The following is a 17,440-nucleotide window of genomic DNA, read 5'->3' as shown; positions in this document are numbered from 1 at the left end:
TATCAACCTCCTTATGAACAAACATGTATTTAAATATATTCTGCAATCAGATCGGTTTCTGTATTGCGTTCTAGCGCAGAGATAATGCCATCAATATTTTCATAGGTGCTGAATTGTTCTTTTTGAAATACGAATGCTCCTGCGCGAATTACAAATTTCAGCTCTTTGCCTTTTTTATCTAAAAATTTGATATTCATCATAGCGTTTTTGATCCGATCGGTTAGCAATTGCAGATATTGTTGATCGGTCATAGGACACAAAATAATAAAGCGTCCATCTTCAATCGAGAACTTATAATCTTCATACCGAATTTGTTTTTGAATCGTCTCGGACAACTCCAACAGAAATTGCGAATAGAGCTGGCTACCTAACGATTCTTGTACCAGTGCTAGAAATTCAATCTTGAACATCGCCATCGAAAATGTATACTTTTCGGAATAACGTCTAGCCAGGTTAGACTGCTTGATAACAGTAGCTTCTAACGCTTTTTTGTTGCCTAAGGTCGTATACAAATCAATTTCAGGATCACGCTTGCGCAAGTCTTCTAATCGTTCGCTAACTCTTTGATTACGAATCAACGTCGATTTGATAAAAGCAGCAATCAGAATATTAGCTGGTATCAAAAATAGTTCAAAAAAGATCAGTGTATTGACTGGCGCATATGTCACCATCCATACAAAATAGGTCACTATAAATATAAAAATAACTACTACAGCAATGCCCATCGAAACGACAAACCCGAACAACAATGCAACCATTGCCCCTATATTCAAAGCGATCTCTAATAAGCTATAGCCACCATCTGCATAAATATTAAAAAATACAAGCACTTCCTGTGCGATCGCCAGCACAATCAAAATGATATAACCCAAACGCATTTGATTAATAATGCTGGTGTTGGTACTTAATTCTTTACGTTTTCGACTTGTTCTCATTTACTTCGTGTCACTGCCTTTCTGCAAATGTGTCTCTGCTAACAGAGGAAATAAATCATCAAAAATATGGGTATCTCCATCAAATACATAGCCTCCCGGATAAGCTTGATCCCATCCTCTCATCGTTAGCATTTGTGCATATAATTGGTCTGCCCACTGCTGATCTTTCTCCTGTAAAGCTAACAAAATCGCAAGTCCGTACACTGCTGGCGATTCATATGCTACATCTGCGGTCTGATCAGCACGCTTATAGCGTCCGGCTAACTTATGATTCTGCTCAAATTCTTTTTTCATAAAAGTGATCAGTTGATCGGAAGGCTCACCTAATTCACTCCGATGGATCGCTAAAATCAGTTGATCTATCAGATTAATCGTATCGTCATAGTTGTATTTGCCTGTAGCTACGCTGTATGTTCTGGGGTAAAAGACTCCATCATTGGGCGTATTGTGAAGTAGATCGGTGTACTTCGTGTACTCTTGAGTGGTGATGATGTTGGTCTGCTTCATCTGTTCCAAAGCAGGCACATCAATATACGTTAGGCTGAGTACATCTGCGGAATATCCATGTTCAAAATCATGATAATCGACAAGATAACCATGTTGCTGATCTGAAGCAAGCAACGTATCGACAATTTGCTTGGCAGTTGTATGATAACTAGGCTGTTTCCACTGGGTAGATGCTTGTAACAGCGCGCCTACGATACGTAGATCATCTCCAAGTGCGTTGGTATTCACTTTCGATTGTCCGTTCGGCTCTAATTTCCAATAAATATAATGCTTGTCTTTGTCCAAAAAATACTGTTGTAACAACGTATAACTGTGTTCAAAACTTTTGGAGTCATCGGTTAGTAGCGCATATTGCATCCACAATCCTAGCGATTCAGATAATGCTTCTCGGCCAGCTACAATATCAGGATCTGTCGAAGTAGCGGGTAAAAGACGACTCGCTAACGTCCCATTCTCATTGACCATATGGGATGTAATAAACGTTGCTGTAGGGGAGGCTTCTGGTTGAGAACGATATGTATACACTCCGCCTATGATCACAATAACTGCGATACAACCTATCATAAGCAATATCCATTTCTTCGGAAAATGATGTTTCTCTCTTTTCATATCTTTCTCCTATTGCATACATTTCTGCTTTAGAAATATACGTATTCTACTTTATTTATCGGTTACTCTTGAAGATATAGTTACTTTTTTCTATCAAAATTCGACAATATATGCATCTGCTATATTTTGAAAAGCAAAAAACCAGATCATTCGCAGTCATATGCTACGAAATATCTGGTTTTATCATATAATCTCGTTCGATAGCTGTCTAGTTGATTAATACACTTCTATCGATTGTAATGTTGGACAATAACGCGATTCGACAATAGATATTCGAATATACTGTGCACTAATATCTGAAAAACGACAAATATGCTTATATCCGACAATAGAACCATGATAACATTCGATCCATTGTTGATGACAATCCTGATAAGAAATCGTAAAAGATTCGATACGTTGCCCTGACTCAATATGTTCCATTAATACGATTCGATGAAATGTCTGGATTGTTCCCAGATCCAGTTCGATCTCAGCTTGCTCTGTTCCATAGGGAGTACACCAATACGTCTCTTCCGCGAGATCGATAGCGAGAGGAGCAGGATGCTCTGGATCTGAATCAGATGCTTGAATTAGAGCATGTTCAGCTAGATTGTATTGATAATAATTCTTTATCTTCCCCCCTAGTTGTTGCAACTCATACACATCTTGTTCATGAATTAACCCTCTACGATCAGGCGGTATATTTAGCAAAAAGCAAGCATTCCCACCTACTATTCTTTCATATAATTCCATAAGTTCTGTGGATGTTTTGACCTGATTATCTTCAGCCGAATGATAAAACCAGCCCGGGCGAATCGATGTATTAACTTCTGCAGGATACCAGATCAAATGCTCTGTTTCGGCAATCATATGGCGACTACCTAGATCGTCTTGATCCGAACGCACCAATGTAGCAAATTCTCCATTATCTTCAGTTTGTGAGTTGGCTTGTATCTTTTCGTTATCCTGCATGCTTGCAGGTACAACACTCCATTCAGAAGAACGGGTATGCCCTGCTTCATTACCACACCAGCGTACATCGGGGCCACATACTGAAATCACCGCTTGTGGTTGAAGTCTGCGAATAACTGCGTAATAGCGATCCCAATCATACACTTGCTTTTTCCCTTGCTTGCCTTCTCCACAAGCCCCATCAAACCATACGCTAAATAATTCACCATATCCAGTTAACAGTTCTTCAAGCTGATGTACAAAATAATCGTTGTAGGCTTCAGAATCTCCATATGTAGGTTCATAACGATCCCATGGAGAAAGGTAAATCCCGAATTTCAGACCTGCTTTGCGGCAAGCTTCGGATACTTCTTTGACCAGATCTCCTTGTCCATTGCGCCACGGACTACTCTGTACCGAATGGTCTGTATATTGACTGGGCCACAAGCAAAATCCATCATGATGCTTGCACGTTAGAATAAGTCCTTTCATGCCTGCCGCCTGACAAGCATCTACCCATTGCTCTGCATCCAATTGCTCTGGATTAAATAACGCAGGTGACTCATCACCCATTCCCCATTCCCTATCGGTAAATGTATTCATCGAAAAATGAATAAAGCTATAAAATTCTAACTTTTGCCAGGCTAATTGTCTGGCAGATGGATAGATATGAGCCGCTTGTTCAATCGAAATCACCATATGTGGTTCTTCCTTTCGTATCATCAGTATGCTATATCGAATCTGTTATCTTTTTTTACTAGCCTAGATCAGCAGTATCCACCAACTGTACTTGCAATTGCTTGTATCCATGTAATTCGAACAGGATTAACTCATTATCGCCTTGCTTCAACAATGGCGCAGGAATATATAGTGTTTTCTGCGGCCCTACTTGCCAGTATCGACCTAGATTAAATCCATTTAAAAACACTACCCCTTTGACCCAACCATCTACTCTTAGAAATGTATCGACTGGAGATTGTACATGAAATATGCCACGGTAAAAAGCTGGTTGATCAAGTGGGGCTGATAGCGTCTCTGTCTGCGTATAGATAAGGTCGCTGAGCGAATGTAGCGGTAATGGATAGATCGTCCAGTCATATAGAAACGCATTGCCATGCCGTGCACCTTCCGTAATCCCTTTAGGATCGCGTAAGTAAGGGCCATAATTAATACGTCCCATATTTTCGACTAGAATATCTAAACGTATACCTTGTTCCGGTACTTCTAAAGGAAGATTAGACGGGGTCCAGCGCTCGATAATCCCTTGATATGTTTCATCTACATATACGATAGCCCGATCACTTACCTGTTGAAGAATAAGTTCCATTTCGGTTCGTGGCCCTTTGACTATAGTGGAATATAAAATAAAGCCATACGCTTGCCCTAGCTTTTCCATCGGTTCAGGTGAAGAAGAATGAATCGCTGTAGTTAGCACATCTAGATTCTGAAATAAAGGACTATATTCATGTAAAGTTACAGTGCCATAATTAGCAGTCGGGATCGGTACAGGTAATTCCAATGCAGGTAAATCTATATATTCACCAAGCACTTCTCGAACCGCAAAAAATTTGTCTGTTGGCTGTCCCTGTTCATTTAATAAAGCTCCATAATCATAACTTCCTACAGTTGGTTCATACTGCTTAATATGATTGGCTCCATTGTAAAAGCCAAAGTTTGTTCCTCCGTGGAACATATAGAAGTTGAGTGAAGCTTGTTCATATCGCATAATGTCATCAACAGTCTCTGCTGTATCTTGTGCTGAACGGGTCTGATGAGGTTCCATCCAATGATCAAACCAACCATCCCAGAACTCCATCACCATAAGTGGAGCATCCGGTTGATACTGCTTGAGCTTAGCAAAAGCAGACGTTGCATTCGATCCAAAATTAACAGTCGCTAGTACACCAGGAACCATCCCACCCTGCAACATAAAGTCTTCCGGTCCATCTGAAGTGAACAACAATACATCCATTCCCCGTATCACCATTGCTTCTTGAATGTATTGAAGATATGCTGTATCGTTGCCATAACTTCCGTACTCATTTTCGATCTGCATCGCTATAATCGGTCCACCTTTGGTACATAACAAAGGTTGAAGAAGCGGTAATAACACATCATAATAAGCATCTACTTTATCCAGATAAGATACATCATAACTACGTAGTCGCATATTCTGATCAGCAAGCAACCATGCAGGCAATCCTCCAAATTCCCATTCGGCACAAATATAAGGGCTGGGTCTAACAATCACATGCAATCCTAATGATCCGGCTAGTTGAATAAAGGCTACTACATCTGCGATACCTGTAAAATCAAAAACACCTTCTTGTGGTTCATGCAGATTCCATGGAATATACGTCTCCACTGTATTTAAGCCGAGAGCTTTTAACTTGAGCAACCGATCTTCCCAGTATTCAGGCACAATGCGAAAATAATGTATTGCACCAGACAGCAGACGAATCGGCTGACCGTTATAGACAAAGTCATTGCCAACAACTTCAAAAGTGTTCAACAGCGCTTCCTCCCTATGATCTGATCTACTTCGATCAACCTTTGACCCCGCCCATCATCATGCCTTCGGTTAATCTTTTCTGCAATAATGCATAGACAATGACGGTAGGAATCAATACAATTACTAATCCTGCAAACAGAGAACCCCAATCTGTCGCATATTGTTGAATCTGCATCAGATTAGCCAGCCCGATCGGAATCGTTTTTTTCTCATCACTTGTGACTAATGTTAATGCCAGTACATATTCATTCCAGAAGTCAAAAAAGCCGAATACCACCAAAGTGACAATCGCAGGACGTGTAATCGGTAAAATAATACGGAACAAAATATTCATATATCCTGCTCCATCAATCAGCGCCGCTTCTTCAAAATCTTGTGGAATCGACTTCATAAATCCAATCATCAGATAGACAGAAAAAGAAAGGCTACCTGTCGCATAGACTGCACTTAGCCAGAAGCGATTGTCCAGCATATGTAGATTATTCATCAGAATAAATAGCGGTACAATAATATACGCACCTCCGATAAACAACCCTGCCATATACAGATTGGTAATCAATCCTCTGCCTCTAAATTGCATTCTACCTAACGCATAGGCTGTCGGTAAAGCTACCGCTAACAAAATAACCATCGACATCGCAACCACTAATACCGAATTCAGCATATAATCGCCAATACGAGCGGTAGTAAAAGCATTCACATAATTTTCCCAGTTCAATGTCTTTGGTAAGCTCCACGGACTTTCCATCACTTCTGTATTTGTTTTGAACGAAGCTAATACATTCCAGATCAAAGGATAAACGACGATTAATGCCTGTATGATCAAAAAAATACGTAACACGATATGACCTACCCAGCGCAGTGGTGTTTTGGATACACTAACCTTAGGCTTTGTGCTCCCGCTTTCAAAGTTGGCTGTCATCGACATGTTAAGATGCCTCCCTTCGTGTTAAACGGTTGCTTAAAATCGCTAACAAAAACGACATTACAAACACAAATACACCGATCGCCATCGCATAGCCAAAATTCGAATTGGAAAAAGCCTGACTGTACAGATACGTCATAATCACTTCGGAATGACGATTTGGCCCTCCGCCTGTCATGATCGATACGATAATAAAGCTAATTGTAAGCACACCGTTAATACTGAAGATAATCGTAATTCGAATAATTTCCCATAACATCGGAATCGTAATATGGATAAACTGCTGAATTGGGGTAGCTCCATCTATACCTGCCGCTTCATACAAATCAGGAGATATACTATCAATTCCTGCCATATACATCACCATATAATAACCAACCGCTTGCCAGATCATCGTGATTGCTAACGCCCACAATACTGTCCGTTCATCGCCTAACCACGGAAGCGCCCAGCTACTTAATCCGATGAAATCAAGCCCTGAATTGAGAAATCCAATCGTCGGATGATAAATAAACGACCATAGAATAGCAATGACGACAAAAGATAAAATACTGGGAAAGAAAAATAAAGTGCGATAAAGTCCACGTTCTTTCAATTTGGAACGTGTTAGAATCGATGCATTAATCAATGCGATAAATAACGTCAACACAGGTACCACTAACATCAAAAATCCGGTATTGCGTAACGATAACAAAAATACATCATCATTGAATAAGTCGATAAAGTTTTGTAGCCCTACCCATTTCGGCTCATCTCCGATACCTGTCCATAAGTAAAAAGATTTCTGGAATACTTCGACCGTAGGATACAACTTAAACAACGTAAGCAATAAAAGTCCGGGCAACAAACAAAATAATAAAAACCAGCGCCGTCTTGTCTTCATTTTCATAGGATGCGAAGACTCCTTTCGATCAAAGAGGACGATGTTATCGCCCTCCTTAGTTTTTACTTATGGTGTATTATTCGCTAACTCTTGATTCAGTTCAGTATATAATTTGGTCATTTGCGCACTATATTGATCTAATGTCATCTGCTTATTCATCAATGAAGAAATCGGATTATACACTTCTTCGCTTGGATTGTATTTGCTACCTTTAGCTACCGATTTAAACGAACCGTTTATTGCTACCATACCGCTATCGACTGTTTTGTAGACATTGTAAGTCGTATCAGAAATATACTCTTTGACCAGATCGGGTGCTCCTTTAACAGCAAGGATTCCTTTCGATTTTTCAGCATTGAGTTTTACACTTTTATCAGTATACAGATACGATAAAAAGGCTTTAGCTAATTCTGGATTTTTGGCTTTGGCTGGAATAACGATCTGCTCTACACTGGTCATCGCTGTAACCGGATCACCTTTTTTAAAAGCAGGTACGCCTAGAAATCCGAACTCAAATCCTTCTTCACGCGGAGCATCTTTCATTTCATCTTCAAACCATGTGCCATTCGGAATAAACATCGCATGACCTTGCATAAATTCAGTCTGTGCTTGTGTATGATTCAAAGCGACTGTACCTTTCATCAATCCGTTATCTTCGGTAGCGATCTTTTCCAGTACACCCCATACCTGACGGAATGTGTCACTTGTCCAAAATGTAGGATTGTAATCAAAAAAATCAGTTAATCCCTTCTGCTTACTCACACTATAGATCGAAGGTACAATGATTTCTTCCAGATAACCTGGATATAACCCTTGATACGTAAATAGCGCTCTATTATTTTGTTGTGCTGTTGTATTGAGTGCTAATAATTCATCCCATGTTTTTGGAACTTCAATTCCTTTTTGTTTAAAAAGAGTTTTGTTATACCACAATCCCATTACACCAAAGTTAAACGGGGCAGCATACACTTTGCCATCTCCATAAGGAGCCATCGCTCTGGATTCTAAAGCACCGAGTAGAATTTTATTTTTGAGCGGCTGTGTTTCTCCTTTTGGCGTGCTATCAAACACATCGGTTAAATCTAGTAAAGCATGGTCTTTGACCAGACCATCTAGCAACGATGTATTATCACTGCCTGCAATATACATTAAATCTGGCGGATTACCGGCTACAATTTTGGGGCGAATCAATTCAGCGATCTTGGGACTGGCGGTAATATTGATCTTGGTTCCCGGATAATCTTTCATAAAGTCTTCTGCAATCGTATCCCAGTATTCCCGTCCATATCCTCCTTGAAAAACAGCGATATTGAGGTCTGGATCAGCAAATTGGCTATTGGCTGCTTGAGTGCTTTTATCTGTACTGCTTGCATTACCCCCACATCCAGCCAACAACGAAAATGACAATACAACTGCACTTAACATATTTAATGTTTTGATCCCCTTCATACATTCACCCCATTTATATAATGAGCTTCTGGATAGAAGCGACGCTGCATGTATTCAGTATAGAAGGGTTCTGATGATAGTAAAATGTACAATAAAGGTAAACCTTATAGATGATTTTTAGTTTTTTTATATACGATGAACAAAAAACTAGACAATTTTATGATCATACATAAAATCATCTAGTTTTTTTATTTTTATCTATCATGATAAGACAGGTTTTATCTGTTTAGGTGAGATTCCATAACGTTTTTTAAACAAGCGATTGAAATAAAATGGATCATGAATACCTACTTCTAACGCTACCTGTTTGACCAGCCATTGTCCTGAGGATAGCATTTGATACGCATGATTCATTCGAATATCGTTTAGATATGTTAGAATACTTTGTCCTATTTCTACTTTAAATACCTGACACAAATAAGGTTCAGACAGATTCACATAAGCCGCAATTTCAGATAAATGAATACGCTCTGCATAATGAGTCTGCAAATAATCGATCACTTTTTGTACTTCTGGCCGAATCATCACTTTATGATCGGAATGAGATGGACTTAATCTATGGGGTGTTGGCTTTATTGCTAAAGGTAGAGGGGATTCTTCGATATTCAGACAGTACTGGATATGTTGTCTGAGTTCATGCTCATTACTTGCTCCTATCGTATACACAATCTGTAAAGGAATATTGTAATACATGTTGGATAAACTGATCAGCCGTTGCGCTATTGTTTCACTCCAAGAGGATGGATTCGCAGATATTAACGAAGAACTTTTTTCACAAGTTACGCCTACAATAAATTGATGATTGTTCAGTTCAGCTAACATTACATGATGACTATTGGAAAAAAGTTCATCTGACAATCCCGATAAAGCTGATTTTAAGCGTTGAGCTGCATTCAATAGATTGTCGTTAGCATTAGCTTGTTCGATATTGACTGCAAATAAAAAGAGGAGTTGTCGCTCGATATCCAATGGACGATAAGAAGAGTCTGAAGATGTAGATGATTGTGTATTGATCTCTGCACGTTGAAGTAACTGGATAGCGGAATGATCTATACCGCATATCTCCAATAATTGCTGCTGAAAATCACTATATTCTACAGGGTCAGCGATACTGAGAGATGTATTTTTTTGGAGTACGGGTTCTTTTTGATCTATTTTAGCAGCCATTTCTTCAAGCACTTGCATAAAGTTATCTGTCTGCAATGTTAATTTGAGCATATAATCATGTGCACTATGCTTGAGTGCTTCACGTACCAATTCAAAATCATTGTAGTTGCTCAATACTAAGATCTCTCCATGATACTGATCAGCTCGTAATTGCTTAATAAGCGCTATCCCATCCATATCAGGCATCTTGATATCGGTAATCACAATATCAATATCAGTCTGTGCGATAAGTTCAAGCGCAGTACGTCCATTCGAACATGACCCCGCATATTCAAATCGACTGCCTTCCCAATGAATCAGCGTTTTTACAGCATGACGAACAATCAACTCATCATCAACAATCAACACTTTATACATCATTTTTGTCCTCCTTTGTACGATCTCGCTTAGGTAATATAATCTCAGTCGTTGTTCCATAATTAATTCTACTATGTGTGATTAGACCATAAGGTTCTCCATAATGAAGCCTGATTCGTTCATGTACATTTGTAATACCTATTCCAGATAATGAGCGATATAACGCTGTCTGTTGACGTTGTTCAGTCTGGTCAAATCCTTTGCCATTGTCGCAGATAAGAATCTGTATTCCTTGATCAGACAGACTGGCTTCTATTCGAATATTTACTTTAGCATGTTCATCTGCTCCAGCATGCAAGATCGAATTTTCGACAATCGGCTGTAAAATAAATTTGGGTACCATCCATGTAGCGGTGTCTTCGTGTAACTGCACTTCCAGATGAAATGAATCACCATAACGAATACGCTGAATATTTGCATAATGTTGTACATTTTCAATTTCTTTTGCTAACGGGATCATTTCTTCTTTTACTAGAATCGTATTGTGAAGCAGTTCAGATAATGAGCCAATCCCTTGTGTTAGCGAAGCATTGCCACTGAGCATTGCACTCCATTTCAACGAATTTAATGTATTAAATAAAAAGTGAGGATTAATCTGAGCTTGTAGCATTTTGAGTTCTGCTTCCCTTTTCGCTTGCTGTTCGGTCTGGATCTGCACGATCAATTGTTTGAGTCTATCTACCATGTTGTAGATAGTTGATGTTAATTGCTGCATTTCATCTGGATAAGGCCCTTGTTGAGGCATTCCGTCTAACTTCCCACGATCTACCCGTTTGGCAAATAATAAAAGCGAACGCATCGGCGAACTAATACTAAAATATATCCACATAGATACGATAGCAGACAATAGTAACGTCAATAGACATAACGCAATAATATGATTTCGTAATCCGGTAAGTTCTGACACGATAAAAGAATGAGGAATCAAGCCGATAATATGCCAATTTGCCATCTGAATCTCTGCACTGGTCACCAGCATTTTTGTATTCAAAATCGTTGATTCAAATGCTTCAGATTTGCCTTGATGTTGTTCGCTGATCATTTTAGATATGATATCTTTGTGAAAAATATTGCCTTGTACAATCGCTGGATTCAACGAAGAAATCACCATTCCATTATCATTGGTTATGTAGATACTACTACCTTTTCCTAGATTGACAGACTGATATAGATTACGGGCAAAACTTTTTTCATCAAAACAAAGAACAATATAACCTAGAGATGAATTTAGATCATTTTCGGAATAGATTTTGCGGGTGAGGGCTAATGTTGGCGTACCACGATTAGAACGAAGGTAAGACCAATACGCATTACGAGCAACGCCTTCTGTTTGAGTCATCACTTTACTTAATTGATCACCTGGATACCATTGATATCCTAGATCGAAAAAAGCCGCGCCTGTATTGGTCATAATAACGACATTAGAAAGGTTACTAAAGCTGAAAATCTGCTGATCCAGTTGTTTGCGAATCAACGTTTGCAATACATTTTTGTCCAGATCGGTTAACTGATTGTAATTGGCTAGCCCTGTCTGAATCGAAGGGTTAATAATAATATTTTCACTTAATGTCTCGTATTGTTCCAGTTCTCTAGCAATATTGCGAGCTAATTCATCTAGTGTCTGTGTAGACGTCTCGCTGATCTTGGTTGTGGTCGATGTCTCATAGATTTGATTGGAGTAAAAGGCGACAATAACGACAGGTAAAAGAGAAGTAATGAGAAAAGCGATAAGTAAGCGATGCTTGATCGAAAGATGACGAAGTAGGAACGAGGATTTTTTGAACCATTTCAATTTAGCGTTAGAGGGCATACCAGAACACCTTCTTGCATCATTTTTCATACTATAATAGCAGAAATTAGAACGCTTGCAAGATCACATCAAGATGATATATTGCAAAAAAGACTGCCGGAATTCACCGACAGCCTGCTTTATTTCATCTTCATACTTTATCAATTCATTAGAATCATGAACCAACCACAACAGGATTGTCTTCATTTTTCGCTTGTGCTGCTTTTTTAATTTGTTTACTGCGCAATTGTCCGCAAGCTGCATCAATATCTGTTCCATGCTCCAGACGAACTGTACAGTTCACACCATTCTTTTTCAACGTATCGTAGAATGTAATAATCGATTCTTGAGAACTACGTTGATACTGGCTATGCTCATCAACCGGATTGTATGGAATCAGATTCACACTAGCTGACTTGTTCATATGAGCGATTAGATCAGCCAATTGCTGTGCATGTTCTTGATGATCGTTCACATCGCGTAGCAAAATGTATTCTAGCATAATACGGCGATTTGTTTTGGTTAAATAGTACTCTACAGCAGACATCAATTGCTCTAATGGATAAGCACGATTAATTTTCATAATGCGTGTACGCAGTTCATTATTCGGTGCATGTAAAGAAAGAGCTAGATTCACCTGTAGATCACTATCGGCAAATTCTCTGATTTTGTCAGGCAGACCACTTGTAGAGACAGTAATACGTTTGGGCGCAATTACCAGACCTTTGCGATCTTTCACAATATTTAAGAAATCGACCATATTTTCAAAATTATCAAATGGTTCGCCGATTCCCATGACTACGATATGCGTAACCAATTGATCTTGCGCGGCTGCATCCAGATGAAATTGCACTTTCATAATCTGTTCCACAATCTCACCTGCGGTGAGGTCACGACTTTTCTTAATTAGACCACTGGCACAAAAGCTACAGCCGATATTACAGCCTACTTGAGTGGTTACACATACCGATTGACCGTACTTCTGACGCATCAATACCGTTTCGATCAAGTTGCCATCTTCCAAACGGAACAGAAATTTCACTGTGCCATCAGCAGATTCTTGCTTCACATGTTCGGTTAATGTCTGAATTGCAAAATGCTCAGCAAGCAAAGCGGTACAAGCCGGATTCACTTCATTCATTTCATTAAATTCGGTTACACGCTGACGATACAAATAATCCCAGACCTGACCGGCGCGGAATTTCTTGTGTCCACGCTCACCAAGCCATGACGATAATTGATCTAATGTTAATCCATAAATGGATGGTTTATTCATGGTATACCTTCTTTCAAAGCTATTAAATTTGAGGAAAAACAGATTAGAGTAGATCTTTTTCTTCCGTTTGAAGAATAGATGCTAACAATCCAGGAAATTGAGTGTCTAGTTCACTTTGGCAAATACGATAAAAATGTTGTCTGCCATCAATGCGTAATTGGATTAATCCCGTTTCGCGTAATATTTTAACATGATGAGACAAGGTGGATTTGGAAATATGACTCATTTGAAAACCTGCACAACTTTTTTCTCCATGATGTGCAAGACACAGTAGTATTTTCAATCGCACAGGATCACTTAGTGCGCTGAATACATCGACAAGCTTGATCGGTGTCGGTCTGGTAGCTTCTAATATTTTCATACTCTTCAACTTATCATTTATTGGAGCAACTATCAATTGAAAAGTACGATTTTGGTCGAACTATTTATTATGTTAGATGTATGATACACTTTAACAGTTCGAATTTCATCAAACTATTAAATACAATGAGAGCAAGATTGTGTTTTTTTACCAAAAAGGAGCCTTATCAAATGACAACAGCTATCCAAACATTAAACGACTATTTCCGCTTATTCGATGCTTCACGTACTGATCCACAAGCGATGGAACAATTGTTGGATTTATTTATTCCAGATGTAGAGATTGTACTGAACGGAGCTACACGTAACGGGTTCAAAACCTTTATGGATACATTCTATCAATACAATATTGATATCAAACATATGCATGAGCCGTGGGAACTGCAAACCAACGGAACCTACGAATCCCGCTGGGCAGTATGTGGCATGTCGAGTGAAGGAACAGTCTATGCCAAAACAGGAATTGATATTGCTCGCGTGAATGAAGAAGGTAAGATTGTATTTTTGGAAAATGTACAGGAGAATCAAGACGCTTTTAGCAAGTATTAATGCTAAGTATGTAGATTAAGTTCTATGTTTATTGCGATAGGATCTGACTGCTACAATCGTAATCCATGTCAGTACCGCTACGACAGCAATCAGTATTCCCATCGTAATCAACAAATTACTCCATACGATATGCATATCATTCACCTCATTTATATCTGGATTTTATTGGTAATGATAATAAGTGTACATAAGCGATCATCATCATGCAAATGAACAGCATATAGACAAGCAAAGGAGCATCTTCGTTCACAAGATGCTCCTTCTTTTGATCTACTTTTTCAATATAAATGTTATTCCTAGAACGACTATTAACAATAACCCCATATACCAACCATCTCTGCCTGCTAATTGTGGAGTCAGATAATAGGTACGCTGACGTGTGCCTGTGAATCCGCGTGCTTCCATCGCTATCGCTATTCGTTCAGACTTGCGAATACCTTGCGTGAATAGTGGTAGTGCATAACGGATAAAAGATTTCCAGCTATTCTTCTGCTTATACCCTCTAATCTTATGCGCCGATTTCATTTGAGCCAGTTCTGTCTGGAACAAAGGGATAAAGCGAAATCCTGCTAACAGTCCATAAGCCCACTTTGGCGATAATCTACATTGATGAACCAGACTCATAATCATAGCAGTAAGATCGGTGGTCGATGTGAACAGCAGTCCATACGTAACAAATCCAAGCATCCGCAGGGCGATCATTAGACCATTATTCAGACTTTCTTCAGTAATATGGAACCATCCCCATTGCCAGATGGTATGCTCACCTTTACCAAATGCCGCCATCATCCAGAAAATCATTACAAAAAAGATCGTGTACGGCAATAATCGTTTGAGCAAATAAGCAATCCGCCAACCACCCAAAGTCATTCCAATCACCAGTGCTACTAACCAGATCGCTAAAGTGATACGAGGATCAGTGACTGCCATCAATACGCACATCACTAACAAATGAGTCACCAACTTGATCGTCGGATTCAAGGTGGATAACCACGAATGATTGCTTTTCATACAATACTCCGCTCCTTCTGTGGCTGTAGCAACCGGTAATGAAGTGGAGGGATAATCGCATGATCCCCGATCTGTTCTGGATTAGCAAAGAGATGATAAGGCGCTCCATTGTAGATTACTTTGCCCTGATCAAACAAAATCACGGTATCGGCGTATTCATCGACCAGATCCATATCATGAGTGACCATCACAATCGTTGTTCCTTGAGCTTGCCGTTGTTGCAGTCGCTTGATTAATTCAGCCGATGTTTTAGCATCTTGCCCGAATGTAGGTTCATCTAATAGAAGTAACGACTGATCGAATAACAGCATAGTCGCTACACTCAAGCGCCTTTTTTGCCCCAGACTAAGTGTAAATGGATGTTGATCTTGATAAGCTTCTAAGCCGAATTCTTGCAACAATTGTATCGTTTTGGAGGTTACTTCCTCTTCTGACCAATTCCGTTGTCGTCCACCAAAAGCGATCTCGTCAAACACCGTATCGGTTACAAATTGCAGTTCAGGATTTTGAAAAACAAATCCTGCTTGCTCATACAGATCACGATCACTCCATTTTTTTAATAATTTATGGTGAAAAGAAAGCTGACCACTACGAATACGTTCTAACCGAATTAAGCTTTTGAGAAATGTACTTTTCCCACTTCCGTTAGCTCCGACAATCGCTACCCATTTCCCTGACTGAATCGAGATATTCATATCGCTCATAACGGATTTTTGACGATACCCGATCTCCAGTTGTTCGGTAACTATGATATCAGGTGTATGATTGTCTGTTGTATCTGCATGTAGTGTAGCTGTATGGCGTTGTTGTAGTGTGTGTTGCAACTGCTTCGCTAATGGATGAGACGGATGATCTTGTACATCTTCCCATGTATACGGGAATAATTGAGGTTGCCATATGCCAGCTTCTTCCATCTCTGCACGATACCGCTCGATCATCTCTGCTGGCTTGCCTTGAGCCATAATACGCCCTTGTGCATTCATTAAAATGACTGTATCCATCCACTCAATACACCCATCTAATGTATGTTCTACAAATACCATCGTCTGCCCGTACTGATCAGCTAAGCCATGTAGCAATTGAAAGATTTCTTTGCGACTGATCGGATCAAGTTGCGCTGTCGGTTCATCGAAAAAAAGAACTTCCGGTTCAAGCGCTAACAGACACGCTAGCGCTAGCCGTTGCTTCATACCTCCAGATAGTGTCTCAATAGCAGTATGACGATCTATATTCAGACCGACTTGCTTCATCACTGTATCTATCATAGTGTCCATCTGAGCACGCGGAATAGAGCGATTTTCCAAGCTAAAAGCAATCTCTTCATCCACATGAAGCATACAGAACTGCGAATCCGGGTCTTGAAACATCACGCCACATTGAGGAGCTAACTGAATCTCGCCTTCCACTTCAGCTTCTACATGTTCAGGAATAATACCGGACAATGCAGACAATAGCGTCGACTTGCCACTACCACTTGGCCCGAGAATCAATACTTTTTCTCCACGTGAAATCGATAAATGAATATCTGTTAATACATTTTCTTCTCGCTGATAAAAACGTACTGACAGATCTTTACACCCTAGAAGCGATTCCATTCGCATTTCCCTTCTTCCGCCGTACTTTCATAATTTCGTATTGATCCAGTACCCCTGTTTTGCACAAAGCTTCTACAATAATTTTGGCTAACCATCCACCTAAAATCATTCCACTGATCACTTGAATAACTAGAGTAGTCAGCAATACTTGTGTGGTGTAATAGCCGAATCCATTAGCGATAACGTTATACAATACTCCACCTACTGCCGCCAGCGCTCCTGATAACATTAACGTCATCAAGTTATAACGTTTGTAGCCAAATAGAGCAAAAGCAATCTCTGCTCCAATCCCTTGAAAAACACCGATCAATAAAGCAGACAATCCAAAATGACTACCTGTTAACAGCTCTACAGCCGCAGCCGCTACTTCAGCGATCAATGCCGCCCCTGGCTTACGAATAATATAAGCTACAATCGGACTTGCAATAATCCAGATACCGAACATAAATCCTGCACCTACAGGCCCCACTAATGCAGAGATCGGTATCCATAATGTGGACCATCCTAGATAAATAACGCCACAAGCCACCGCCAGAATAACAGTCAACACCACTTCTTTCATTTTCCATGTCATAGAGATCGA

Annotated in this window: 15 protein-coding genes; 1 reads left to right on the top strand and 14 read right to left on the bottom strand. The window is 39.7% G+C overall.

The features are described from left to right. Positions 1 to 29: 29 nt before the first annotated feature. The 11 genes from QCD85_RS10885 to QCD85_RS10835 form a co-directional block, all read right to left on the bottom strand. On the bottom strand, positions 30 to 935 hold the full coding sequence (locus tag QCD85_RS10885) for a GGDEF domain-containing protein (RefSeq protein WP_301262602.1): 906 nt from the start codon (positions 933 to 935) through the stop codon (positions 30 to 32). Beyond that, a complete protein-coding gene (locus tag QCD85_RS10880) occupies positions 936 to 2,051 on the bottom strand; it encodes a glycosyl hydrolase family 8 (protein WP_301262601.1) in 1,116 nt (371 codons plus the stop codon). It lies immediately after the preceding gene. 216 nt (positions 2,052 to 2,267) lie between these two features. Then, a complete protein-coding gene (locus tag QCD85_RS10875; protein ID WP_301262600.1) occupies positions 2,268 to 3,683 on the bottom strand; it encodes an alpha-L-fucosidase in 1,416 nt (471 codons plus the stop codon). Positions 3,684 to 3,741: 58 nt separating this feature from the next. Then, positions 3,742 to 5,496 (bottom strand): glycoside hydrolase family 35 protein, encoded by a 1,755-nt coding sequence (locus QCD85_RS10870; protein ID WP_301262599.1) that lies wholly within the window; start codon positions 5,494 to 5,496, stop codon positions 3,742 to 3,744. A 34-nt stretch (positions 5,497 to 5,530) separates the two neighbouring features. Continuing rightward, on the bottom strand, positions 5,531 to 6,424 hold the full coding sequence (locus QCD85_RS10865; protein WP_273614159.1) for a carbohydrate ABC transporter permease: 894 nt from the start codon (positions 6,422 to 6,424) through the stop codon (positions 5,531 to 5,533). A 1-nt stretch (position 6,425) separates the two neighbouring features. After that, positions 6,426 to 7,310 carry a carbohydrate ABC transporter permease gene (locus QCD85_RS10860; RefSeq protein WP_301262598.1) on the bottom strand — a complete coding sequence of 295 codons (885 nt, stop codon included), beginning with the start codon at positions 7,308 to 7,310 and terminating at the stop codon, positions 6,426 to 6,428. Positions 7,311 to 7,370: 60 nt separating this feature from the next. After that, positions 7,371 to 8,753 carry a carbohydrate ABC transporter substrate-binding protein gene (locus QCD85_RS10855; protein ID WP_301262597.1) on the bottom strand — a complete coding sequence of 461 codons (1,383 nt, stop codon included), beginning with the start codon at positions 8,751 to 8,753 and terminating at the stop codon, positions 7,371 to 7,373. Between the two features lie 201 nt (positions 8,754 to 8,954). Beyond that, entirely contained in the window at positions 8,955 to 10,280 is a 1,326-nt protein-coding gene (locus tag QCD85_RS10850) for a response regulator transcription factor (protein WP_301262596.1), read from the bottom strand. Further along, complete coding sequence (locus tag QCD85_RS10845; protein WP_301262595.1) at positions 10,270 to 12,087, bottom strand: sensor histidine kinase; 1,818 nt, start codon at positions 12,085 to 12,087, stop codon at positions 10,270 to 10,272. The genes QCD85_RS10850 and QCD85_RS10845 overlap by 11 nt, the downstream gene beginning before the upstream one ends. 154 nt (positions 12,088 to 12,241) lie before the next feature. Beyond that, positions 12,242 to 13,342 (bottom strand): 23S rRNA (adenine(2503)-C(2))-methyltransferase RlmN, encoded by a 1,101-nt coding sequence (gene rlmN, locus QCD85_RS10840; protein ID WP_301262594.1) that lies wholly within the window; start codon positions 13,340 to 13,342, stop codon positions 12,242 to 12,244. Positions 13,343 to 13,385: 43 nt separating this feature from the next. After that, complete coding sequence (locus QCD85_RS10835) at positions 13,386 to 13,703, bottom strand: ArsR/SmtB family transcription factor (protein WP_273614165.1); 318 nt, start codon at positions 13,701 to 13,703, stop codon at positions 13,386 to 13,388. 170 nt (positions 13,704 to 13,873) lie between these two features. On the opposite strand from QCD85_RS10835, the gene QCD85_RS10830 reads away from it, so the two are divergent. Next, entirely contained in the window at positions 13,874 to 14,251 is a 378-nt protein-coding gene (locus tag QCD85_RS10830; protein ID WP_273614166.1) for a nuclear transport factor 2 family protein, read from the top strand. A 270-nt stretch (positions 14,252 to 14,521) separates the two neighbouring features. On the opposite strand, the gene QCD85_RS10825 is transcribed toward QCD85_RS10830, so the two are convergent. Genes QCD85_RS10825 through QCD85_RS10815 form a run of 3 tightly spaced genes read right to left on the bottom strand, consistent with a single transcriptional unit; the run spans position 14,522 to position 17,431 of the window. Next, a complete protein-coding gene (locus QCD85_RS10825) occupies positions 14,522 to 15,262 on the bottom strand; it encodes an energy-coupling factor transporter transmembrane component T family protein (RefSeq protein ID WP_301262593.1) in 741 nt (246 codons plus the stop codon). Then, positions 15,259 to 16,857: an ABC transporter ATP-binding protein gene (locus tag QCD85_RS10820; protein WP_301262704.1), complete on the bottom strand. Its 1,599-nt coding sequence runs from the start codon at positions 16,855 to 16,857 to the stop codon at positions 15,259 to 15,261. The genes QCD85_RS10825 and QCD85_RS10820 overlap by 4 nt, the downstream gene beginning before the upstream one ends. Next, positions 16,835 to 17,431 carry an ECF transporter S component gene (locus tag QCD85_RS10815; protein ID WP_301262703.1) on the bottom strand — a complete coding sequence of 199 codons (597 nt, stop codon included), beginning with the start codon at positions 17,429 to 17,431 and terminating at the stop codon, positions 16,835 to 16,837. Before QCD85_RS10815 ends, QCD85_RS10820 begins: the two co-directional genes overlap by 23 nt. Positions 17,432 to 17,440 lie beyond the last annotated feature (9 nt).

Origin of the sequence: Paenibacillus sp. PsM32 (genome assembly GCF_030433815.1) — a bacterium.
GTDB lineage: Bacteria > Bacillota > Bacilli > Paenibacillales > Paenibacillaceae > Saccharibacillus > Saccharibacillus kyungheensis.
Note: the sequence above shows the minus strand (reverse complement) of the source record. Positions and strands in the feature narration are given on the sequence as shown.

Coding starts and splice junctions, on each gene's coding strand:
- QCD85_RS10880 (WP_301262601.1), bottom strand. CDS start 2,051: ATGAAAAGAGAGAAACATCATTTTCCGAAGAAATGGATATTGCTTATG.
- QCD85_RS10875 (WP_301262600.1), bottom strand. CDS start 3,683: ATGGTGATTTCGATTGAACAAGCGGCTCATATCTATCCATCTGCCAGA.
- QCD85_RS10825 (WP_301262593.1), bottom strand. CDS start 15,262: ATGAAAAGCAATCATTCGTGGTTATCCACCTTGAATCCGACGATCAAG.
- QCD85_RS10820 (WP_301262704.1), bottom strand. CDS start 16,857: ATGGAATCGCTTCTAGGGTGTAAAGATCTGTCAGTACGTTTTTATCAG.
- rlmN (WP_301262594.1), bottom strand. CDS start 13,342: ATGAATAAACCATCCATTTATGGATTAACATTAGATCAATTATCGTCA.
- QCD85_RS10815 (WP_301262703.1), bottom strand. CDS start 17,431: ATGACATGGAAAATGAAAGAAGTGGTGTTGACTGTTATTCTGGCGGTG.
- QCD85_RS10830 (WP_273614166.1), top strand. CDS start 13,874: ATGACAACAGCTATCCAAACATTAAACGACTATTTCCGCTTATTCGAT.
- QCD85_RS10865 (WP_273614159.1), bottom strand. CDS start 6,424: ATGTCGATGACAGCCAACTTTGAAAGCGGGAGCACAAAGCCTAAGGTT.
- QCD85_RS10845 (WP_301262595.1), bottom strand. CDS start 12,087: ATGCCCTCTAACGCTAAATTGAAATGGTTCAAAAAATCCTCGTTCCTA.
- QCD85_RS10860 (WP_301262598.1), bottom strand. CDS start 7,310: ATGAAAATGAAGACAAGACGGCGCTGGTTTTTATTATTTTGTTTGTTG.
- QCD85_RS10855 (WP_301262597.1), bottom strand. CDS start 8,753: ATGAAGGGGATCAAAACATTAAATATGTTAAGTGCAGTTGTATTGTCA.
- QCD85_RS10850 (WP_301262596.1), bottom strand. CDS start 10,280: ATGATGTATAAAGTGTTGATTGTTGATGATGAGTTGATTGTTCGTCAT.
- QCD85_RS10835 (WP_273614165.1), bottom strand. CDS start 13,703: ATGAAAATATTAGAAGCTACCAGACCGACACCGATCAAGCTTGTCGAT.
- QCD85_RS10885 (WP_301262602.1), bottom strand. CDS start 935: ATGAGAACAAGTCGAAAACGTAAAGAATTAAGTACCAACACCAGCATT.